Origin of the sequence: Staphylococcus sp. GDH8C109P (assembly GCF_017893405.1) — a bacterium.
In the GTDB taxonomy this organism is placed as follows: domain Bacteria; phylum Bacillota; class Bacilli; order Staphylococcales; family Staphylococcaceae; genus Staphylococcus; species Staphylococcus cohnii.
In genome coordinates this window covers 264,507-287,289 of record NZ_JAESMX010000014.1, presented here as the reverse complement: position 1 = coordinate 287,289, position 22,783 = coordinate 264,507, and the positions used below count along the sequence as shown (strand labels likewise).

Annotated in this window: 23 protein-coding genes and 2 pseudogenes; 3 read left to right on the top strand and 22 right to left on the bottom strand. The window is 28.1% G+C overall.

The window, feature by feature from the left end; all coding sequences use genetic code 11:
• Nucleotides 1–257: 257 nt before the first annotated feature.
• Complete coding sequence (locus KA867_RS08130) at nucleotides 258–1,376, top strand: phospholipase D-like domain-containing protein (protein WP_210123762.1); 1,119 nt, start codon at nucleotides 258–260, stop codon at nucleotides 1,374–1,376.
• Between the two features lie 394 nt (nucleotides 1,377–1,770).
• Here KA867_RS08130 and wecB (KA867_RS08125) read toward each other — a convergent pair whose 3' ends face one another.
• Entirely contained in the window at nucleotides 1,771–2,901 is a 1,131-nt protein-coding gene (wecB, locus tag KA867_RS08125; RefSeq protein WP_210137663.1) for a non-hydrolyzing UDP-N-acetylglucosamine 2-epimerase, read from the bottom strand.
• Nucleotides 2,902–3,455: 554 nt separating this feature from the next.
• On the opposite strand from wecB (KA867_RS08125), the gene KA867_RS13430 reads away from it, so the two are divergent.
• Nucleotides 3,456–3,899 carry a transposase gene (locus KA867_RS13430; RefSeq protein ID WP_245355946.1) on the top strand — a complete coding sequence of 148 codons (444 nt, stop codon included), beginning with the start codon at nucleotides 3,456–3,458 and terminating at the stop codon, nucleotides 3,897–3,899.
• A gap of 102 nt (nucleotides 3,900–4,001) precedes the next feature.
• On the opposite strand, the gene KA867_RS08115 is transcribed toward KA867_RS13430, so the two are convergent.
• From KA867_RS08115 to KA867_RS08040, 16 genes are read right to left on the bottom strand one after another with little or no spacing between them, the layout of a single operon-like run.
• Nucleotides 4,002–4,865 (bottom strand): NAD-dependent epimerase/dehydratase family protein, encoded by an 864-nt coding sequence (locus KA867_RS08115; RefSeq protein ID WP_210137662.1) that lies wholly within the window; start codon nucleotides 4,863–4,865, stop codon nucleotides 4,002–4,004.
• The gene (locus KA867_RS08110) at nucleotides 4,865–5,422 is read right to left on the bottom strand and encodes a sugar transferase (RefSeq protein ID WP_210137661.1); all 558 of its coding nucleotides are present in this window, start codon (nucleotides 5,420–5,422) and stop codon (nucleotides 4,865–4,867) included. Before KA867_RS08110 ends, KA867_RS08115 begins: the two co-directional genes overlap by 1 nt.
• A 12-nt stretch (nucleotides 5,423–5,434) precedes the next feature.
• On the bottom strand, nucleotides 5,435–6,640 hold the full coding sequence (locus tag KA867_RS08105) for a glycosyltransferase family 4 protein (protein ID WP_210137660.1): 1,206 nt from the start codon (nucleotides 6,638–6,640) through the stop codon (nucleotides 5,435–5,437).
• A 3-nt stretch (nucleotides 6,641–6,643) separates the two neighbouring features.
• Nucleotides 6,644–7,897, bottom strand: coding sequence for a nucleotide sugar dehydrogenase (locus KA867_RS08100; RefSeq protein WP_210137659.1), 1,254 nt, complete (start codon nucleotides 7,895–7,897; stop codon nucleotides 6,644–6,646).
• 2 nt (nucleotides 7,898–7,899) lie between these two features.
• Nucleotides 7,900–8,988: a glycosyltransferase gene (locus tag KA867_RS08095; protein ID WP_210137658.1), complete on the bottom strand. Its 1,089-nt coding sequence runs from the start codon at nucleotides 8,986–8,988 to the stop codon at nucleotides 7,900–7,902.
• A complete protein-coding gene (locus KA867_RS08090) occupies nucleotides 8,988–10,187 on the bottom strand; it encodes a polysaccharide biosynthesis protein (protein ID WP_210137657.1) in 1,200 nt (399 codons plus the stop codon). The genes KA867_RS08095 and KA867_RS08090 overlap by 1 nt, the downstream gene beginning before the upstream one ends.
• Nucleotides 10,162–11,346, bottom strand: a complete 1,185-nt coding sequence (locus tag KA867_RS08085; protein WP_210137656.1) for an O-antigen ligase family protein — start codon at nucleotides 11,344–11,346, stop codon at nucleotides 10,162–10,164. Before KA867_RS08085 ends, KA867_RS08090 begins: the two co-directional genes overlap by 26 nt.
• An 11-nt stretch (nucleotides 11,347–11,357) precedes the next feature.
• Nucleotides 11,358–12,476: a glycosyltransferase gene (locus KA867_RS08080; RefSeq protein ID WP_210137655.1), complete on the bottom strand. Its 1,119-nt coding sequence runs from the start codon at nucleotides 12,474–12,476 to the stop codon at nucleotides 11,358–11,360.
• A 26-nt stretch (nucleotides 12,477–12,502) separates the two neighbouring features.
• Nucleotides 12,503–13,108 (bottom strand): CatB-related O-acetyltransferase, encoded by a 606-nt coding sequence (locus tag KA867_RS08075; RefSeq protein WP_210137654.1) that lies wholly within the window; start codon nucleotides 13,106–13,108, stop codon nucleotides 12,503–12,505.
• A complete protein-coding gene (gene wecB, locus KA867_RS08070; RefSeq protein ID WP_210137653.1) occupies nucleotides 13,108–14,232 on the bottom strand; it encodes a non-hydrolyzing UDP-N-acetylglucosamine 2-epimerase in 1,125 nt (374 codons plus the stop codon). The genes KA867_RS08075 and wecB (KA867_RS08070) overlap by 1 nt, the downstream gene beginning before the upstream one ends.
• Before the next feature lies 1 nt (nucleotide 14,233).
• Complete coding sequence (locus tag KA867_RS08065; RefSeq protein ID WP_210137652.1) at nucleotides 14,234–15,346, bottom strand: polysaccharide biosynthesis C-terminal domain-containing protein; 1,113 nt, start codon at nucleotides 15,344–15,346, stop codon at nucleotides 14,234–14,236.
• 9 nt (nucleotides 15,347–15,355) lie between these two features.
• On the bottom strand, nucleotides 15,356–16,384 hold the full coding sequence (locus KA867_RS08060; RefSeq protein ID WP_210137651.1) for a nucleoside-diphosphate sugar epimerase/dehydratase: 1,029 nt from the start codon (nucleotides 16,382–16,384) through the stop codon (nucleotides 15,356–15,358).
• An 11-nt stretch (nucleotides 16,385–16,395) separates the two neighbouring features.
• Nucleotides 16,396–18,231 (bottom strand): polysaccharide biosynthesis protein, encoded by a 1,836-nt coding sequence (locus tag KA867_RS08055; protein WP_210137650.1) that lies wholly within the window; start codon nucleotides 18,229–18,231, stop codon nucleotides 16,396–16,398.
• A 22-nt stretch (nucleotides 18,232–18,253) separates the two neighbouring features.
• The gene (locus tag KA867_RS08050; RefSeq protein WP_210137649.1) at nucleotides 18,254–19,018 is read right to left on the bottom strand and encodes a tyrosine-protein phosphatase; all 765 of its coding nucleotides are present in this window, start codon (nucleotides 19,016–19,018) and stop codon (nucleotides 18,254–18,256) included.
• A complete protein-coding gene (locus tag KA867_RS08045) occupies nucleotides 19,018–19,704 on the bottom strand; it encodes a polysaccharide biosynthesis tyrosine autokinase (protein WP_210137648.1) in 687 nt (228 codons plus the stop codon). Before KA867_RS08045 ends, KA867_RS08050 begins: the two co-directional genes overlap by 1 nt.
• Nucleotides 19,705–19,718: 14 nt before the next feature.
• Nucleotides 19,719–20,387 (bottom strand): Wzz/FepE/Etk N-terminal domain-containing protein, encoded by a 669-nt coding sequence (locus tag KA867_RS08040; RefSeq protein WP_210137647.1) that lies wholly within the window; start codon nucleotides 20,385–20,387, stop codon nucleotides 19,719–19,721.
• Nucleotides 20,388–20,513: 126 nt separating this feature from the next.
• Between KA867_RS08040 and KA867_RS08035 the strand changes: the two are divergent.
• Nucleotides 20,514–20,900: pseudogene (locus KA867_RS08035) on the top strand (type I restriction enzyme endonuclease domain-containing protein); the annotation flags it as partial.
• A gap of 49 nt (nucleotides 20,901–20,949) precedes the next feature.
• Here KA867_RS08035 and KA867_RS08030 read toward each other — a convergent pair.
• From KA867_RS08030 to KA867_RS08010, 5 genes and pseudogenes are all read right to left on the bottom strand, one after another.
• Nucleotides 20,950–21,153: a hypothetical protein gene (locus KA867_RS08030; protein ID WP_210137646.1), complete on the bottom strand. Its 204-nt coding sequence runs from the start codon at nucleotides 21,151–21,153 to the stop codon at nucleotides 20,950–20,952.
• A 221-nt stretch (nucleotides 21,154–21,374) separates the two neighbouring features.
• Nucleotides 21,375–21,461: pseudogene (locus KA867_RS08025) on the bottom strand (JAB domain-containing protein); the annotation flags it as partial.
• Nucleotides 21,462–21,480: 19 nt separating this feature from the next.
• Nucleotides 21,481–21,987 (bottom strand): DUF1643 domain-containing protein, encoded by a 507-nt coding sequence (locus KA867_RS08020; RefSeq protein ID WP_210137645.1) that lies wholly within the window; start codon nucleotides 21,985–21,987, stop codon nucleotides 21,481–21,483.
• Nucleotides 21,988–22,003: 16 nt separating this feature from the next.
• Nucleotides 22,004–22,315, bottom strand: coding sequence for a DUF960 family protein (locus tag KA867_RS08015; protein ID WP_210137644.1), 312 nt, complete (start codon nucleotides 22,313–22,315; stop codon nucleotides 22,004–22,006).
• A gap of 95 nt (nucleotides 22,316–22,410) precedes the next feature.
• Nucleotides 22,411–22,749, bottom strand: a complete 339-nt coding sequence (locus tag KA867_RS08010) for an SAUGI family uracil-DNA glycosylase inhibitor (protein WP_210137643.1) — start codon at nucleotides 22,747–22,749, stop codon at nucleotides 22,411–22,413.
• Nucleotides 22,750–22,783 lie beyond the last annotated feature (34 nt).

The window sequence follows — 22,783 nt, the reverse complement described above, 5'->3', positions numbered from 1 at the left end:
TTTATAGAAGCATTTAATAAGTTAAAAGGTGTTGAATGTATGTAAGATAATAATTTAAATATTGTGTAAAAAAGATCTATTCATTTACAAAATTAAGTCAATAAAAGTAATTAAATAAAAATACGTGATTAATCAAGTAAATCAGAAACAAATTTAGAGGCTCCCAATTTGCAATTTGTAGAGATAACTACCTAAACTGAGGTTTTATATAATTAGAGAGAAATATTAAATATTTAACTTAATGGAGGTATAATATTTTGCGAAAAGAACATGTTATTGAGAACGGAAAATTTATATTTAGTGAAAATGAAAATAGTTTCAAAGAAGTATTGGACAGTTTTAAAATTGCTAATGAAATTATAATTACTACATACAACGTATCAAAAAGTGATGACTCTTTAATACAATCTCTGAAAGATTTGAATCAAAATCAACATGTTAAGTTATTTACAAATATTCCTGGAAGGTTCGACTCTTATTTTAAAAGTAATTATAAAAGTCAAGCAAAAAAGATAATTAATAATTATATCGAAAAATTAGATCCAAAATCTTTTAACTGTAACCTTGAGGTGTATTTCTCTTTCTCTAATCATTCGAAAATTATTGCTACCGATTCTGTAGCATATATTGGTTCAGCAAATTTTTCTAGTGAATCAAAGAATAATTTTGAAGCAGGAGTTCTTTTTAAGGATGAGCATTTTATGAACTATTTAAATAAAGAAGTACTACCTGGACTAATTGAAAAGTCTTTCGAATATTATTTGAAAGAGGAAGTAAAGAATGTAAGCTTAGTCTATTACTATTTAGAAACTATTAAGAAGGCATCGGAGGAGTTATCAGAGTCATTTTACATGCCAATCGAAGTAGCTGGGCGAACTATAGGTAAATCGTTTAGATTAAAATTTTTAGATGGTTCATTGGTTAATATGAACACTTTCGAATATTATTTAAGTGAGATAGAAAATCTTTTGAATTGTTTTTTGGAAGATATGGTAATGTGTGAAGACTATGAAGATTCTTATATAGAAGCAGAATCAATATTGAGTTCACTTAATATAATTGATATCTTAAAATTACTTGATGAAAATTCTGATTTATATAAATTCATAAATGATAGTGAAGAAAAATTTATAGAAGATGCAATACAAAGTGAAATGGAAGATTATGGAGAAATTAACCCAGATAGTTTAAATGACCATGCGCACGAAATATTGAATGGATTTCTTAAAGATAAAGAAGAAGAGATAGAAAAAGTAATGTTGATGTTTGAATATCAAGTTAGTAAGCTTTATCAAGATATTAATAAATTTTTAGATTTGTTACCAATTAATATGAAAACAAACAGAACATTGAATCCACATATAGACAATACTTAAAAATGATATAAAAAAATTATAAAAATTCGTTGAGAAAAAAGAGATGATTTTTACTAATATAGGTAATGATAAATAAAAAAACTATGGTGATAACAAAATGAAAGAGCTACATTTAATTAGAAGTATAGTAATTTTATCGTTTATACAATTTTAATAATATGAATTCATTTACTTAATGAGATTTATTTAGCTAAATCACAAACAAGGGGAAGCTTATCAAAAACCGCATCACTTATGATACGCTTCCCCTTGTTAGTGATATTGCTAAATTAATCATCTTCCATCATTTAATTAATTCTCTATACTGAAAAACGAATCTGAAAATAATTATTTCAGATTCGTTAACATCTTATTTTTGTATTTTTATTATACTTTTAAAATCCTAAAATAAAAATTAGTTAAAAGGTAATGGCTTTTCACTTAAAATACCAAAATGATATTTAATATTTTCACAAATTCTTTGAGAAGCATAACCATCACCATATGGATTTCGTGCTTTACTCATTTCACTATATAATTTTTTATTTTCTAATAAAGTCTTAGTAGTTTTATAAATAGCTTCTGTTGAAGTTCCTACCACTTTTAATGTTCCTGCTTCAACACCTTCTGGGCGCTCTGTAGTATCTCTTAGTACAAGAACAGGTTTACCTAATGATGGTGCTTCTTCTTGAACACCTCCGGAATCCGTTAAAATTAAATATGATTGATTGGCAAAATTATGGAAATCAAAAACATCTAATGGTTCTATTAATTCAATTCTTTCATGGTTTTTCAAATATGTTTTGGCTATTTCTCTTACTTTTGGGTTTTTATGAATTGGGTAAACAACAACTACATCTTCGAACTCATCAGCTATATTTCTGACTGCTCGAAAAATATTATGCATAGGTTCCCCAATATTTTCACGTCTATGTGAAGTTAATAATATTATTCGTTTGCCTTTATGCTTTTCATTTATTTCTGAATAATATTTTTCATTAATTGTTGTCTTCATCGCATCTATAGCAGTATTACCTGTTATAACAATTGTATCTTCAGGTTTATTTTCATCTCTTAAATTTTTCGCCGCAATACTCGTAGGTGCAAAATTCAAGTCAGCCATAGTACCTACCATTTGTCTATTCATCTCTTCTGGGAAAGGAGAATATTTATTCCATGTACGCAACCCTGCCTCAATATGACCTATTGATACTTGATTATAAAACGCAGCTAGACCTCCTGCAAATGTAGTCATAGTATCTCCATGAACTAAAATCATGTCTGGTTTCTCAAATTGTATAATATCATCCAATTTTGTAATTACTCGTGATGTAATTCGTGATAATGTTTGATTTCGCTTCATAATATCTAAATCATAATCTGGTATAATTTTGAATATTTTCAAAACGCTATCCAACATTTCACGATGTTGAGCTGTAACTACTACAACTGGTTCTAAACCATCTGTTTGTTGCAACTCTTTCACTAACGGTGCCATTTTTATAGCTTCGGGCCGTGTACCAAAAATCGTCATTATTTTTTTCATCTTCTATTCTCCTATTTAAATATTAATATTTTATTCTTATTTTTAGATGATATTCAGAAATACAGCATTAACCTAATTATCTTTAAAACAAAAGTCATCCAATCTTACTATACTAGCAAATTCTATATGCATATTTATCTACAAAAAACTGTTGGTTACTTAAAAAGTAATGAACAGATAAGTTAAAGTTTCAGTATTTTATTTTAACTTTAACTTAGCTTTATAATATTTAATAGTTTTTCATTATCTCTTAGATAGAATCAATAAAGTTCACCATTACCTAACGTTTTTTAGCATTTCACTGTGTGATGATTTAAAGATCTTTGAGCTGCTTTATTGTCAGATCTAATTACATTTATCTCTGTTAAACTTAAATTCTTCTTTACATTATCTTCGACAGAATTAAAAATTGTGTTGCTTATCATAATAGAGCTTAGTTTAAGTGATTTTTAACAACTTCTCAATTACAAGTTACTGTAGTTCCAGTCTATTTTCGTCTCTATCTGTCCTGTTTTTCTACTTCTCGTTAGGACTAAAGCTTCTCCCCTAACCATATGGTGGCTTTTTCATTCTTCAAAGTTATAACCTTGTGCATTAAAATTATCCTTACTCATATCATCAACACCTTTGATTTTGTCGATAAGTGTAGAAACGCCATCCTTATTACTTTTAATCCAGATAAATTTAAATCATGTCCACTATTAAATAAGTGTACAGAAAACAGAAATTATACTATAGAAATTCGTAGACTTGTTTGGCAAGATGATTTAAATATAATCGAAGATTTAAGATTTCTCGATACAATTAAAAAAGTCTACAAACTTAGAAGTCAGAAAGTAGAAAGACGATTTAGTGATACAAAAGAACAGCATGGTAATGGTATGAGATGGACTAGATATAGAGGTATTAAAAAATTCCCATGGATAGCAGCTTATTTGTACTGCCACGAATCACAAAAATTGGCAATGTGGCTCGTAAAAGAGCCACAAACAGCCTAGTTTTAGCTTATTTTTTATTATCAAAATTCCATTAATTCTGATATATCGAGTATTTTTAATCATTATTTTTCTAATAATAATACATTAGATATTTAAAAAATTTCATTTAATTTTTAAAGTTTGAATATACGATTCAGTTTCTTCAATAAAATTATCATTATAATTCACTTCATCTATATTCCTTGAATACACTAAATTTCCATATAATTTATTTAAGATTGACATTTTTCTAAATAATTTTAATAAACTACTTGGTAATTTAATACTGAGAAATTTTTTATCTTGTATTCTTCTCATTTCAAAAATTGCATGATTAGTATTTAAGTAGTAATTATTTTGAGGATGAAATATACCTGAACTTTCATTCTTAATAAGTTCATTAATATAAATTTTAAGATTTTCAATATATATACTACTTCTTTGATTTTCAATACGAGGATAACAAGGTAATATTCTAGATAACTTAATCAACTTACTAAAATTACCTGGAGCTGATTCCCCATAAATCATTGGTGGTCTTAAAACAGCTACCTTAAATGCATTTGATTGAATTTCATGTAACATTTCTTCTGCACGTAGTTTTGATATTCCATAAGAAGTTGTCGGTTTAGTTAAAGTGTTATTATTTATAATAACTTCTTTCCCTACTTCGCCATCAAGTCCAAATACGGACATTGTACTAAAGAAAATAAACTGATTAACGCCTTCGGTTTTAGCTTTTTCAGCTAGCTCTTTAGTTAAATGGTAATTTACATTCATATAATCTACCATAGTAGCATTTGGGTTATTATTATGTACAATTGCGGCTAAATGTATAACGACGTTATATTTACTAAAATCTAATGCTTTCCAATGATTTCCTCTAACATTAATTTGATCAACAACATGACCTTGTGCTTTTAAATAATCATTTAAACGATTCCCAACATATCCATTCTTACCAGTGATTAAAATTGTTTTTGCCATTAATGTTTCACACCCTCAGATGTTATCGTGTTTCTAATCGTTTTGTATATAATAAACATATCTAAAATAAAAGTTTGATTTTCAACGTAATATTTATCATATTGAACTTTTTGATCATCTGTAATATCATCTCTACCCATAACTTGTGCTAAGCCTGTTAGTCCAGGTTTTACCGTATGTACATTTTCATTCGTTCTTTTAGCAATCAAATCATATTGATTATATAAAGCTGGTCTTGGACCAACTACAGACATATCGCCTTTAATAATATTAAATAATTGAGGCAATTCATCGATTGAAGTTCTTCTAATAAAACGTCCTGATTTAGTAATGTACATATTTGCATCAATTTTATCAGTTGCTACATCTGGCGTTTCAACTTTCATAGATCTAAATTTATAAATATTAAAGATTTCATTATTTATACCAGGTCGTTTTTGTTTAAAAACGATTGGACCTTTGGATTCTAGTTTAATAGCTATAGATGTGACGATTAATATTGGTGAAAAAATAAACACTGCAAATAAAGAACAACATATATCAAATAACTTTTTCATAATTCTCCACCTTTATTTCAGTAAATTATAATACTTTTCTGTACTTAATTCTCTTGTATAATTTTCTTTGTAAATTTTATATGCATTACTGCCCATTTGTTCAAAGTCTTTAGGACTATTATTTTCCACAAAGTTTATAATCGATTGAGAATCTTGATTATTGACATGAAGACCTGCATTATAAGATTTTATTTGTTTAACAATATCTGTTTCTTTATCCATAATTGCGATAAGTGGCTTTCCAGCAGCTAAATATCCATAATTTTTACTTGGTACTCCTAGACCAATACCCTCGGGTATGAGTGAAGCAATGCAACAATCTGCAATATTAAGTACATCAGAATAATCTGTTCCAGTAAGAAAATCATAAACAAAAGCATTCTCTATATTATTATTTTCAATAAAATTATCTACTATTTCTTTTTTCTTACCGTGTCCACATAAAACAGTAGCTACTTCTTTGTTGTCTTTAACACCATTAAGAAATTGCATTATCGTTTCCATATCTTGAAGTTGTCCCATATTTCCACTATATAAAAGTATTTTATTATATTTACTTTTAATATCTTTAAAAGCATCATTATATACTGTGTCTTTACTTAATGATTTTTCATCATACCAATTAGGTATAACATGAATATTATTTTTATTATTAGAAATTTTATTCTCTAATATATAATTTTTCATTTCAGTACCTAAGACAATAACATGCTCTGCATTTTTATAAACATGTTTATTAATATATTTCATTACCTTATCAATCATACTACCTGGTTTAGTAGCCCTTGTTTTAATTGCATTATCTGGTGCTATATCATAAGCAACAAACGAATATTTCTTCTTAAATATTCTGTGTATCAAATCAGGTATAAAAGGTAGAATTGGAGGATTAGAATAAACAAGAATATGATCGTATTTCAACATTCTTGGCATATTAATTAAGAACATTGCAAATAACGAGAAGAAGTTTATAAGTCTACCAATTTTTGACTTATTATTAAATTGAGCATATTTCAACCTTCTAATATTTATTCCATTATACTTTTCTTTTTTCAATGTTTTATGTGATTGAGAGTATTCATATGGCCAACCACACATAACATCTATTTTTATACCTTTATCTACTAAATCTTCAGCCATTTGTGTTGGTAACGTTGCTGATGAAACATATTCAGGATAAAAATACTGACAAAGGATTAATATCTTCTTGGTTTTCATATTTTAAACCTCTTTTGTACTATAAATGTTATTGAAATTGTAATATTTAATTTCTTCAGTATTTCCAACAATATTTTTAGTATCAAATACAATATTTTGTTTCATTATTCCATTCACATAGTTAGCTAATTCTTTATACTCATTATGATCAGTTAGAACTAATGCTAAATCACTATTTTCAAGTGCTTTTGTGATATCATTTTCAACCCAGTCAAGTTGTACATGGCTATCTTGTGCAACAACTTCATATTTAGATTTTAATTTTAATTCATGATAAATATCTAGTGCTGGAGATTCTCTTATATCATCAATATTCCCTTTATAAGTTAAACCAAGAACAGTTAATTTTTTACCTTGAATGGAATCCATAATACTATTCACTTTTTCAATTACATATTTAGGCATACTATTATTAATTCTACGTGCATTTGCAATTATTTCTGAATTTTCAGGGTCACTTGCAACAATGAAATATGGATCAACAGCTAGACAATGACCACCCACACCTGGCCCAGGTAGATGAATATTTACTCGAGGATGTTCATTTGCTAGTTTAATTACATCTAGTGCATTAATATTTAACTTTTCGCTTATTTTAACTAATTCGTTTGCTAATGCTATGTTTACATCTCTGTAAGTATTTTCCATTAATTTAGACATTTCTGCAGTACTTGCTTTTGTTTCAAGTAATTTACCATGTACTAATTGTTTATACAACTCAATAGCTTTTTTAGCACATGCTTCAGTAATTCCACCTATAATTCTATTATTATGAATCATTTCATGAATAATTTTTCCAGGTAAAACTCTCTCTGGACAATGAGCAAGATAAACATCTTTTCCGACAGTATAACCAAAAGATTCAATCATAGGTTGTACAATATCTTCCATAGTCCTTGGTCCTATTGTAGACTCTACAATTATAGTGTCTCCATTTTTAATAACATTTTTAAGCTTCATAATTGCATCTTTTAAATAAGAAACATCGCAACTATTATCCTGTAAATGTGGAGTTGGAACAGCAATAATATAATAGTCCGACTGTTCTACTGCAGTTGAAGCTTTGAAATTATTAGAATCTACTGTTTGTTCTAATAACTGTTGTAGCCCGTTCTCTTCAATATGTAATTCTTTGTTGTTCAATTTTTCTACAACAGCTTCATTAACATCAACACCAGTAACTTCGATACCTTTTGATGCAAATAATAAAGCTGTAGGCAAACCAATATAACCCAAACCTGTTACTGAAAGTTTCATTTTTATCTCCCTTTACTCTTATTGATTAATTTCAGCCACTCGCTTTTAATTTTAGTACTATCAAATTCCTCATTATACAAAATGGTATTTTTCGAAAATTTCTTTCTTAAATTAGGATCATTAAGTAATTTTATTATTTTATCTTTCATTTCATCTATGTTATTATCCTCAACTATAAATCCATTTATATTACTTGTTATTATCTCTGAAGTTATTCCCTTACATGAAAATCCAACAACTGGAATTCCTGCCATTTTAGCTTCAAGTGTTACAAGCCCAAATCCTTCACTTCTAGAAGTTAATACAAAAATATCTGAACTTTTTAAATAAGTAGATATATCCTTTTTATATCCAACAAAAAAAACATTATTTTCTAAATTATGTTCTTTTATTTGTTCCCTCATTTTATTAAGTAACGGTCCATCACCAACAATAATCCATTTCCATTCTTTATAGTTATTAAAAATTTCTTTACCAATATCAACAATATGATCAAATCCTTTAATATAATCAATTGTACCTATACTTAAAATAGTTTTACTCTTTCCCGAAAAATAATTACTATAATTATTTTCATTAAAGTTATAAATCATAACTACTTTTTCTTTTTTTCTTAAGAATAAATCTTGATTAAAATTAAAGAAATCTTTTTTAGTTATTGAAATTATTTTATCCATAAAAATATACGAAAATATTTTCCCTATCCAATTTAGACTCATAAACTTTATATTACTGTATGCTGAATGAGACCAAATCATTTTAGTATAATGTTTACCCAAAACTGATAAAAATGGAGCATAAAATAATCCACAACCAATAACAATATCCGAATCATTGCTCCTAAAATGTTTTTTTAGATTAATCAATAAGTTAAAATAAATTTTCTTGAAATTACGAGACCCTTCGTATATATATGTAATTTCACATTTACCTTGTATTTCATCTATAATTTTATCTGACTTATTAGTTTTGAAGACCGAAACTATACTTATTTTTTCAATATCATTATGTAGTTGATTTACAAAATTTTTAACAACATTTTGTACTCCGCCATCATTCGAAATATCTGTTAACAAAATTGTGATTTTCATTAAGTCTCCCTCTCCATATACTTAAATCCAGTGTATATCATTAGAAAATATCGTATAACATTTGTACTAGTAACAGAAATAAAAAATCCCATGAGTCCCCAAGCTAATGTAAGTGGAATACATAGTAAAAAATAAAGTATAAAATATATAGTTTGTACAATAGTTTGATATTTTATATTCGTGTATTTAATATTCATGGGAAATAGTATATTGCCCATGATCAAGGTAATAACGCTTAAATTCCCAATAATTAAATATCTGTTTATAGAACTATAATTAATATCATATAAATGAACTACTACATATTTTGAAATAGGTAAAACTAATAAAATGGTTAATAAACCTACTATTAAAGAAGAAAAAATTGCATACCTATATATTTTCAAAGTATTCGCCTGTGTTCTTGTCGAAATATATGTTAATATAACACCATTTATAGGTGAAACTATTCCCGATAAAATTTTACCTACAAAAGTTGCCACAAAGGATATTGTTACAACATTTCCTCCTAGTACTGAGTATATTAAAAATCTATCAAAATAAATTATTAAGTTATTAACAAAATTCACACTTGATAGTTGCCAGAATTTTATATTTAATTTTTTAAAATTTATATGAGTTGTATTGAATGAATATCCCTTATTTACAAATTGAGTTAGTAAGTATAATAAACCAGCAAGTTCACCTATCAATATAAATATCCACCAAGACATATTAATTTTTAATACATATACTAAAAAGATTATTACTAAACCTTGTATTATTGACATCACTAGCAGTTTATTAAACAATAGTTCTAATCTCAAATAGACTTGTAAATAGTTTTTCAATATCATTATCACTATTATTATATTTAATATGATTATTTCACCAAGATTATACTTAAAATTAAATATAAAAATTAAAGTTGTAATTAGAATATTAAAAAATATACTAATTACAATAAGCTTTAAATAATCAATACCAAATTCTTTATTTTTGTATATATTAGAATCTAGCAATCTTAAGTTATTAAGCGTATTTCCTATTACTACTGTTGATATTGAGAAAATACTATATATAGTTAAAATTTCTCCAAAAACTTCACTTGTATGCTTATTTGAAAAATAAGGGAATAATACAAATTGAATAACTACCATCAAAAAAGTTGTACTCAATAATGTTTTGATTGAGTCATTGATAAACATTTTTACACTCATTTTTCCTCTCCCTTGTAACACTAATAACATAAAATATAACAAACCATAGTTCACTTAATATTAAAAAATTACCGCTAAATAATAGGAATACAATGGGATAAGCAAAAATATATATAACTAATTTATCGATAGAGTCCTTTTTATATAATTTAATAAAGTTGTAAATATAATAAAAAGTTATAAATAAAGCTATAATCAATCCCAAAAATCCAGATATTAATAATATTTCTAAAAAGATATTATGTGGAGTGCCTCCTAATAAAGGATAGTAATTAAACATACCGTATCCCGTTAATAACTTTTCTTTTATTAATTCAATACTATTGCTATACAAAATATCTCTACCAGAAGTATTTCCAATTTGAAACTGACCGTCTTTAAAATAAGATAGTATTCTGTTTTCTTTTAAATTCATAAATAGTACATATGCTAAGAAGATTAATAAAAAGCCAAAAACAATAAATCTCACTTTTTGAACAAGTCTCATTGATTTATTATTAATCAGTTGTATAACTGTAAATAATCCATACAATATAAGTAAAATAAACCCTCCTCTACCTTGAATTATGAAGATAATTGGTACCATTAATATTACTAAAATCAAATATAAAAATTTAAATTTCACATTAGGTTCACTCAAAAAATATAGTCCAATTCCAAAAATAAATGCAGTAATATAAGAGGCATTTTGATAATTCAATAATCCACTACTAATGAATGTAGAGGCTGATCCTGTAATAAATGGAATTATAAATAAAAATACTAAGCAAATAGAAAAACTAAAGAATATAAATTTAAAGAAATTAGTAAAAGTTACTTTTTTAAAATTTCTAGATTCAATACCACATATACACCCTGGAACAGCCCATAACCAGAAGAATAAAATTGAATTTCTTATATCTTCTTCCATTTTGAATGGGCAAGCGATGTATGAAATCATGACAATACTAATAATTAACACTAAAAAGAAGTAGGTTTTATTAATTCTTTTTGTAACAATTATTTTAGTTAAGGGAAAAAAAATAGTATAACTTGCAATTATAGACATAACTATAAAATAACTATTACCAACATCAATATTTAATATGTCGTTTAAAAAAGTAGAATAAATTATAAAAATATTCATACTCATAATTCCTAATAGTAATATATATTTCATATAAACCTCTTTTATGTATTTTTTTTCGTGTAAATCTCTATTAATTTTAATTCCTCATTTTGCCACTTTAATTCATCTGCAGCTTTAATCGCATTTTTTTTAAGCTTATTATAAAGTTCTTTATTATCATTTAATTTGAGTATTTCTTTTGCTATTAACTCTGGTTTAACCTCATCTATTACTATGCCAAAATTATATTTATTATTTAGGTAAATATGTTCTTTAACTGGAGATAAAATTACTGGCATTCCAGCATGTAAACATTCAAATATTTTATTGGATACAGTATACTCAAAATTAATTGAAGTAGGTTTTGTTAAAACTACGCCAACATGACTATTACTCATGGCTTTTACTAATTGACTCATTTCTACTGGATCTTCAATATCTACATTTTTAATATTTGTTTTAATTTTTAATTCTTTAAGCTTATTTTCTAAGTGTCCAAAACCTCTTATAATTAATTTTATATTTTCATCATTAATATATCTTCCAGCATCCAGAAACTCTTCATAACCCCTGTTTGAAACTAATTGTCCTTGATAAACAACTTCAAAATTATTTCTTCCATTATTTTTAATTTTTATATTTTCTTTAATTGGTGCATTTGTTATTACAATAGGTTCTTTTTTATATCCTTTTGAAAGATAATAATTTTTTGCTGCATTACTTACTGTTATAAAGGAATCTACTCTATTGATTATTTTTTTCTCAATAAATTGAATAATTCCCGATAAAACCTTAACTTTATTAATAAATGCGTTTTTAGAATATATTTCGTGAGCATCATATACTATTCTAGCTTTTGTATATCTTGATAAGAAAACTATAAATAATACATCAAAATCATTAGCATGTATTACATCTGGTTTATAACTTTTAATAAACAGAATAACACTTCTTCCAAATTTTATTCTGTTTATTATTTTCTTTATGATAGAATTTTCTTCTATATTTTGACCGAATAATTTGTAATTAAAATTCAATGTTTTTAATCTTTCATCCGTAACATTAATATTACTTTTTCCTAAAACAATATAATCTTCTGTAATTTGTTTTATAGTTTCCATCTGCTTCAAAATTCTCGGATCTTGAACAATATTACTAGATACTATATTTAAAATTCTCAATAAATATCATTCCTTTTATATAAGCCTTATAAATTAAATTGTGAATCTATTAATTCTTTAGCATCTCTTTCCCACCATTTACTCTCTAGTAATTTTTGAATTGTCGATTCATCAAATCTCCTTTTTATTACCTTAGCAGGTACTCCACCTACAATTTCATATTCTCCGACATTTTCCGTGACAATACTACCTGCAGCAATTATAGCTCCATTACCAATTGTTACACCATCTATAATAATTACATTAGTTCCAATCCAAACATCATTTTCAATAATTGTTAAATCAGGACGATCATCATATTTAACCTTATTTATGTTTAGATTAAATGGATTTTTACTTGAATAAAATATTGGTGAAGTACTAAAAAAATTTATAGGATGTTTCCCTAAACCAATTTTCACGTCGGATGAAATAGAGCAATAACTCCCTATTTGAACATTATTTAAATCTGAGTTAAAACCAATATAACTATAATTTCCAAATGATGTGTTACGAATTCTACATAATCTATCGACAAAGTTATTACCACTAAAATTTGAATTAACCACATATGCAAGAGGGTTAATTATTACATTTTTGCCTTTTACATTGTTTTTACCCTTAATTATTTTAAACAATAATTTCTTTAACATTACTTCCTCCAAGTATTTCTATTAATAATTTCTGTATAACTTTGAATTATTTTCACTACTTTTTGAGAAACATTATCGTCTTTATAGTCAATTGCATCTATTATAGGTTCATTATTATTTTGCATGTCTCTTGCAAGTTCTACTGATTGGACTAAATTATCATATTTAATTCCTCCAATTATAACTGTTCCTTTATCCAAAACTTCCGGTCGTTCGGTAGATGTTCTGATGAGTACGCCTGGGAATTTTAATATTGATGACTCTTCTGACAAAGTTCCACTATCTGAAAGCACAACAAAAGCATTTTTTTGTAATGCATTATAATCAAAGAAGCCGAATGGTTTAAGTTGTTGTACTAATGGATGAAACTCAAATGATCTTTCTTCGATTTTCTTCCAACTTCTTGGATGAGTTGAATATATAACAGGTAATTCATATTTCTCTGCTATCTCATTTATAGCATTCATTAAAGAATTGAAATTATTCTCTATATCAATATTCTCTTCTCTATGTGCAGAAACTAAGATGTATTTGTTCGGTTCAAGATTCAATGTTTTTAACGCATCACTTGTATTAATTTTTTCTTCATATTGCTCTAATACTTCACGCATTGGTGAACCAGTTACAAAAATGTTTTCTTTTTTGAATCCTTCATCTAATAAATATCTTCTACTATGTTCTGTATATGGTAGATTCACATCACTAACATGATCCACTATTTTTCTATTTATTTCTTCAGGTACATTTTGATCAAAGCAACGATTTCCTGCTTCCATATGAAATACAGGTATCTTTAATCTTTTAGCTGATACTGCAGCTAAACAACTATTTGTATCTCCAAGTATTAATAATGCATCTGGTTGTTCTTGTGCTAACACTTCATAAGATTTAGCAATGATATTACCCATTGTCTCACCTAAATCTTTACCAACCGTTTCAAGATAATAATCTGGTTCTCTTAATTCTAATTCTTCAAAGAAAACTTGATTCAATGTATAGTCATAATTTTGACCTGTGTGTACAAGAATCTGATTAAAATATTTATCGCACGCTTTTATTGTTGCTGATAATCTAATTATTTCTGGTCTAGTTCCAGCGATAGTCATTAACTTCAATTTATTCATTTTAAACCTCCAAGTAATATGTGTCTGGATTTTCTGGGTCAAACATTTCATTAACCCACATAATAGTTACCATATTTTCGTCACCTAAATTTTCAATATTGTGGGTATAACCTACTGGAATATCCACTACTTCTAATTCTTCACCTGACACATAATATTCTAGAATTTCATCTGATTCAGGTAATCTAAATCTAATTACACCCTTACCAGACACAACTAAAAACTTTTCATTCTTTGTATGATGCCAATGATTACCTTTAACTATTCCTGGCTTTGATATATTGACAGATACTTGCCCTCGATCCGGTGTTTTTAAAAACTCAGTAAATGAACCTCTTTCATCAATGTTCATTTTAAGCGGATAGCTAAATTCATTCTTTGGTAAATAACTTAAATAAGTGCTATATAATGCTTTTTCAAAATCATTATTTAAATTTGGTAAAGTTTTATTAGCTCTCATATCTTTAAATGAATAAATCAAATCACTTATCTCACCAAGATTTACTTTATAGACATTCGGCACTTCAACTTTATTATTAATAATTGTTGGTTTTCCTTCTATAGCTCTTTTTATTTCTGCAATTACATCATCAATGTAATTTAAGTTCAATTCAATTTTTCTGTCATTAATATGAATATCTTTATCATGAGCAATATTATGACAAAATGTTGCAATTACGGAATTGTAATTAGGTTTACTCCACTTTCCAAATAAATTTGGGAATTGATAAACATAAACTTTATTTCCATATTTTTCAGAAAAGCTTTTCAGTAAATTTTCTGCCTCATTTTTACTTTTTCCATATAAATTACCACTGTTTGCTTGAGTAGATGATGATAGTATTATTGACGGTTTATTAGGATTATCTTTAATAATTTCAAGCATTTCTTGTAACAATGATACGTTACCTTCATAAAATTCATCTTCATTTTTAGGTCTATTAACACCTGCTAAGTGAACTATACAGTCTACTTTAAGTAGATAATCAATTGTATCTTCGATAAAAGTATCTCTTGATATCTCCAATATTTCATAATCAGTTGTTTGATATAAATCATGCTTTAAATTTTTACCTACAAAACCATTCGCTCCTGTTATAACGATACTTTTCATATAAACCTCCTATATAACATTATCTTTGTATAGAGTTAGTTCTTTTTGTACATAATCTAATGTAAGTAATTTTTCTTTAATTTCTTCAATAGAAAGTCTATAAGTATTATCAGAATTATATTCAAACGCTTCAGTAATTTCTTTGCTACCATCCTCAAAATAATTACTATAATTTAAATCTCTTGAATCTGCTGGAATTCTATAATAATTACCCATATCTTCTGCTTGAGCATATTCTTCTCTAGTCAGTAGCGTTTCTGCCTGTTTCTCACCGTGTCTAGTACCAATAATTTTGATTTCATTTTTCGCTTCAAAGAGCTCTAATAATGCTTGTGCTAAATCTCCAACAGTAGAAGCTGGTGCTTTTTGTACCATTATATCTCCTGTTTCAGCATGTTTAAATGCATGTATAACTAATTCAACTGCTTCTTCTAAACTCATTAAATATCTTGTCATGTTAGGATCTGTAACTGTTAAAGGTTCATTATTTTTTATTTTTTCTATAAATAAAGGTATTACAGAACCTCTTGATGCCATTACATTTCCATACCTTGTTCCACAAATTAATGTTTGATTTTTATCAACATTTCTTGATTTAGCAACAAAAACTTTTTCCATCATAGCTTTTGAAATACCCATAGCATTAATTGGATATGCAGCCTTATCAGTAGAAAGACAGATAACTTTTTTTACATTCGCTCTTATTGCGGCCTGCACCACATTTTCAGTACCTAATATGTTTGTTTTAACAGCTTCTATTGGAAAGAACTCACATGAAGGAACTTGTTTTAAAGCTGCTGCATGAAACACAAAGTCCACACCTCTCATAGCACTCTCTACACTTACAACGTCCCTTACATCACCTATATAAAATTTTAATTTATCATTGTTGTATTTCTTCCTTAAATCATCTTGTTTTTTTTCATCTCTAGAAAACACTCTAATTTCTTTTATATCCGTATGTAAGAACCTTTTCATTACAGCATTACCAAATGAACCTGTACCACCCGTAATTAAAATTGTTTTCCCTTTGAACATTTCCTCACCCATTACTCTTTTATTTTTCTATATGCCTTACTATCTACATAATCATTTGTAAAATGTATTATTTTTTCTTTAGTAAAGTTATCAATGATGTCCGTAATAAATTCATTAACCTCTTCTATATTTATTTCTCTTACTTTCCCGCGATAAATTTTCTCATAAACTTGTTCTGGATGTATCTCATCTTTATTGAATAATTCTTCAAATAATTTTTCACCTGGTCTAATGCCACTGAATTCGATACCAATGTCCTCTTCTTTATATCCACTTAATCTTATTAAATTCTTAGCTAAATCAACTATTTTGACGGGTTTACCCATATCTAATACAAATACTTCTCCACCTGTTGCTAATGCACCTGCTTGAAGTACAAGTCTTGAAGCTTCAGGTATGGTCATAAAGTATCTTGTCATTTCTGGATGTGTCACAGTTACTGGTCCGCCTGCTTCGATTTGCTTCTTGAATAGTGGTATTACAGATCCTCTTGAACCGAGTACATTTCCAAATCGTACTGCCACGAAATCAGTGTTACTTGTTTCATTGTTCATACTTTGAATAATCATTTCTGCAACTCTTTTAGTTGCCCCCATGACATTCGGTGGATTGACTGCTTTATCAGTTGATACCATCACAAATTTACTTACTTCAGCAAGTTTTGCAGCTTCAGCTGTATTTCTAGTACCAAGAATATTATTTTTAATAGCTTCATGTGGGTTGTACTCCATTAAAGGTACATGCTTATGTGCTGCGGCATGATAAACAACATATGGCTTATATGTTTTCATAACATCTTTCATGCGCTCTTTATCTTGAACATCTGCAATAACTGGTATAATCTCTATTTCGTCTTTATAATATCCACTCAGCTCTTGATGAATATGATAGATGCTATTTTCTCCGTGACCCAATAAGACGATTCTTTCAGGTTGGAATTTACAAACTTGTCTACAAATTTCAGAACCGATAGAACCACCAGCACCTGTAACAAGTATGGTCTTATGTGTTAACTCTTTAGAAATAGAATTCATGTCTAGTTCTACTGGATCTCTGCCTAACAAATCTTCTACTTGCACTTTCTTTAATTGGTTTACTTCTATGTCCCCTGACATAACATTTTCAATGTTAGGCATCTTAAATACTTCTACATTTTGACCTTCACATAATTGATTAATTTCTCTTAATCTACTTTGTGAAAGTGTCGGAATTGCTATAATTATTTTTTTAATATTAAATTTCTTAACTAAATCCGGTATATCTGTAATGTAACCTTGAACTTTAACGCCCGTTGCAATTGACATTTTCTGTTTATTTGGATCATCATCAACTACTAACACAGGTTCCATTCCCATATAAGGTGTATTTCTCATTTGACGTATAAGTAGTGAACCACCTCTTCCGCCACCTACAATAAGAGTTGGTTTTTTCTTAACATCTTTATTGATAAACGTTTTCCTATAAACTCTCCAAGACAGTCTAGAACCACCTATTAACAATAAGTGCATCATCCAAGTTATAAAATATAACCTTAAAAATGGTGGTTGATGTGTCAATAATGGAACGATAATTGCGGTAGCAATAATGGAACCTGTAATCGCTTTAACAATTAAGATTAATTCACTTACACTCGCATATTCCCATGCTCTATGATACAAATCGAAGATTTGAGCAAATATATGGTGAGAAACCAGTAGAATAATTGATGACAAAATTAATAGTTTTGTCGAATATCCTTCAAAAAATGGTTCTAAAATGTAGTAACCTAAAAATACTGAAAATGTCACGATAAGTGAGTCTATAATTAATAACAAAACTAGCCTCTGCTTAGCTGATATAACTTTCAATTTTCATTCCCCGATTCCCTAATTAAAATAGACCGAAAAATTTACTTTTACTAAATTCAATAGGTCTTTCCCTTCTTATATACTTATCTTGAATTAATGCTTTATTATTTTGTAAAAACATTTCTATATCCGCTTCTATATTTTTTAACTTTGGATTATTAAATAAGTTATTTAACGTAAATGACCTGTTTAATGCATGATGCGCATCCGATGCAATAAAATGAATTAAATTATGTTCAATCATTTTTATAGATATCTTTTGCAAATTTTTCCCGAGTTCACCATTTAGAGATGACGCTGTAACTTGACTTAAAGCACCATTATTAATTAATTCATAAAGTAAATTTATGTCTCGTGCGATAGCTTTATTTCGCTCAGGATGAGCGATTATTGGTATAAAGCCTTTATTTTGAATTTCATATAGAAGTTTCATAGTGTAATGTGGCACTTCATTAGATGGAAGTTCAATAAGTAAGTATTTTGTATCATTTATCCCGTATATCTTGTGTTGTTTGATGTCTTGTAATATTTGATCTGATAATCGTATTTCTTGACCTGGGTAAAGTTGAATATTTAACTTTGCTATTTCATCGATTTTATTTAATTCTTCGATACCTTTTGCAACAGTATCAAACGTATTTTCATATTTTGGATGTAAATGATGTGGCGTCACAACAATATCATTAATACCTTGTTCTTTAGCTTGTTGTAATAATACTATTGCCTCATCTATAGATTTCGGGCCATCATCTGCCCCCACTAAAATATGATTATGAATATCAACCATTATTTATCTTTCCCGTAATAATAGTAATAGCTAGATGACTTATCTTCAGGTGCTTTATTTAATACAACGCCTAATATTTTAGCACCAGCTTTTTCAATCAATTCTTTACCTTTTTTTATGGCATTTCGATCATTTTTTTGCACATCAATAACATACACTACATATTTAGCAATTTCTGAAAACAGTTGTGCATCCGTAACTGTATTTACTGGAGGTGTATCAATAATAATGAAATCATATTCACTTCTTAAATAATCAAATACTTCTAATGATTTTTCAGATCCTATTAATTCAGAAGGATTTGGTGGTATTGGACCTGACGTTAGTAAGTCTAAATTGACTATATCTGTCTTATGAATTGCTTTATGATAATCCGTCTTATTAATAATTAGATTTGAAAAGCCATCCATATTATCTGTGTTAAATAAGTAATGTTGTGACGGTTTTCTCATATCTCCATCAATCAATAATGTTTTATATCCTGCTTGTGCATATGTAATTGCAACATTTGCCGAAATTGTTGATTTGCCAGCAGCAGGCTTTTCTGATGTAAATACAATTGTTTGGACATCATTGTCTGCAGTTGAGAACAGGATATTTGTTCGAATCCCTCTAAATTTTTCACTTATGACTGACTTTGGCTTTTCCACTGTTATCAGTGGGTTAATAATTCTATTTTTGGCCATTAGTTTACCTCCCTTTACTTACTAAAATTTTGTATTGTTCCCAATACAGGTAAGTCTAAAATTTCTGAGACATCTTCTTCTGTTTTAATTCTCTTATCCAATATTTCTTTCAAAAATATTATGATTAGTGCGACAATTAAGCCCGAAAAAATACCGACCACTGAATTAACGAGCGGTTGAGGCGAGATTTGGTTTCCTTTTGTGTCTGCTTTGGATAGTATTGAAACATTATCTACATTCATAATTTTACTTACATCTTTACTAAATACATTCGCAATTTCATTAGCAACTTTACGTGCAGCTTCCCGACTTTCATTTTCAACTACAATATTTAATATTTGCGATTCTGATTGGTTACTAACAGTAAGCATTCCTGAAATTTCTTTACTAGAGTATTTACCTTTTAGATTTTTAGATACTTTATCTAGTATTCTTGGGCTTTTAATAATTTCTGAATATGTATTGACTAGTTGTAAATTAGATTGTACTTGTTGTGCCATCATTTGATTATCTATTTCTTTTTGGTTAACAAGCACTTGAGTAGAAGATGAATATTTTGGTGTCATAAATACAAATGTGATCACCATGCTTAATACTAGAAAAACAATTGGTAGGATAATTAAATACTTCATGTTTTTCTTTAAAATTGTAAATAGTTTGCTTAAATCAATTGTTTCTTCCATAATACCCTCCGCAATTTTGATTATGCACAATTTTAATTTGCACTTTTTTATATTATACACCTTTGTTGTATACATTCAAACTAATTTTTAAACTAAAAATTATTAATTATATTTACAAAAAAACAAATAAAATGTTATAAATATAGGATAATAGAAGCTTCAAAAGTAATAGAAGAATTCCTTCAAATGGCTAAAGAAATTAAGCAAGAACAAAATCGAGGTAATGACTTAGGTTTAAGTACTGAGGAAATTGCTTTTTATGATGCGTTAGCTTCACATGAAACAGCTAAAGAAGCTTTAGGCGATAAAGAGTTAAGAGCCATTGCACATGAGTTAACTAAAACAGTTAAGGATAACATGAGTGTTGATTGGTCTAAACGAGACAGTGCTAAAGCTAAAATGAGAGTTCAAGTTAGACGCCTATTAAAGAAATATGGCTATCCACCAGATCTTCAAAAAATGGCTGTGGAACAAGTTGTAGAGCAAGCAGAATTAATGGCAAGTCAGCAATAAAAAAATAAATCATAATGCGGTTAGAGAAACATTTCTCTAACCGCATTTATTAGTATCCTCGTTCAATTAATTTTTGTTTTTCCTTCTCAAGTTCAGGAATATCTTCTTCATCTGGTAATGCATCTATATAATCTACTCCTAGATGATTTAATGCTGTTTCTAAATCAACATCCTCGCTTTCCATGTACCTCCAAACTTTCAAACTAATATATTCATCATAAACCTCATTGTAATGGTAATTACCAACAATCATTTTATCACCCTTCGCCATATAATTAAGCTTATTCTAAACTAAAGGTCAATATTGGTCAATGTTTTATTCTTAATTAATTTTCCATCATCATACACTATAAATGAGTTAGTGACTGAACCTTTCTTGTATATAATTTTCCAGCTAATTATAATTAAAGTAAAATAAATGTACCATCTATGCATTATTAAAAAAACTCTATTTGAATACTTTACAATTTGGTGGGGACTCGTAATTCGTCTTTTAAGATAACTCAAAGTATCTATTTTAATCATTTGCAGTGAAACGATGTTGATTTGTTTTGTTTCCATATTGACCTCCATGTATTTGCTATGATTTCAAAATCCATTTTTGACGTGCCTTAGGGTTGAGTGGATGCATAATTTCATTCGTTTCTGGGTTGATGAGTTGTTTCACTTTCTTTTTATGTGGTTTCAACATCTCTAATACTTCATTGACACGTGCTTCAACAACTGGCTTCTTAGCATAGGCGCCCCAAGCTAATATCACTTCATCAGATTCTTTCACAGCTTTCATAATTTGAATATCTGTATGCTTATCATAAGCATTTTCCAGATGTTTTAGGTTGATTGGTGTTGTTATATTGGAGTATAGGTTCACAAAATGGATTGAACCAAATACACCCATTTCTGAAACTTTGTTCATAATCAGTTGTGTTGTTAAGTCTATGTTGAGTACGCCATCATAATGTGGATACATAGTAATGATTGTGATAACTTGTTTATCTTTATCCCATGTCTTTTTAAGTAGATAGCGATGTTGTTGGTCATCACTGAAAATAGCTTCAGTTTCTAATGTGTTCTTTATTGTCTGCATGTTTGTTTCCTCCTAGTTAATATTCTTCTGGTAATAACATGACGTAATAAGAAAGGTCTACATCATCTTCTCGAATAATGTAGACCTTATTAATATTGATAGCTTTTGAATAATTAGTTTTATGAATTTTGACATACTCAGAACGTTCTTGTTTGTGTTTTACATATAATTGATTATTGTACATGTTGAACTGGAAGACATGAAAGTAATCTATTTCTTCTAGTTCCTTGGACTGTTCGTTTTCACGTTGCGCTACAAGTTGCCATAATTGATGTTGTAATGTGGTAGGTAAGTTTTGGGCAATACCACGAGTGATATATCTATTCATAAGAGACTTCCTTTCGTTCTGATTCTTTCATCCAAATAATAACTTCACTAAGGATTGTGATGACTAGTTGCGTGATTTTGATGTATTTATGCATATTATTTTCCTCCTGTTAGTAAGTATCGTTGATCCAAAAGGGGTATGACTGTGTTGTGTAGATATAAAAAATTCATATCGTGATTTTCATCGATATAGCCGATGGCTATGAGCTGTTTTTGATAGTAGAGAATGAAAGGATAGATATTACTTTCGTGAAGTATTTCAGAATAATAGGTATACGTATGAAGTATTTTGTTGGATAGTGGACCAAGCCTTACATACTTGTCAGGAAGAATATCATTAGCTATTTCATCGATTGCTTCACAGTCCCATACCTCGTCTTTGGGTAGGTTGAATAAGTTTGTTATATAGTACTTGAGTTGTTGTTCCAATGTCATTGTCATGACCTCCTAATATGTTTTCACGATGTAT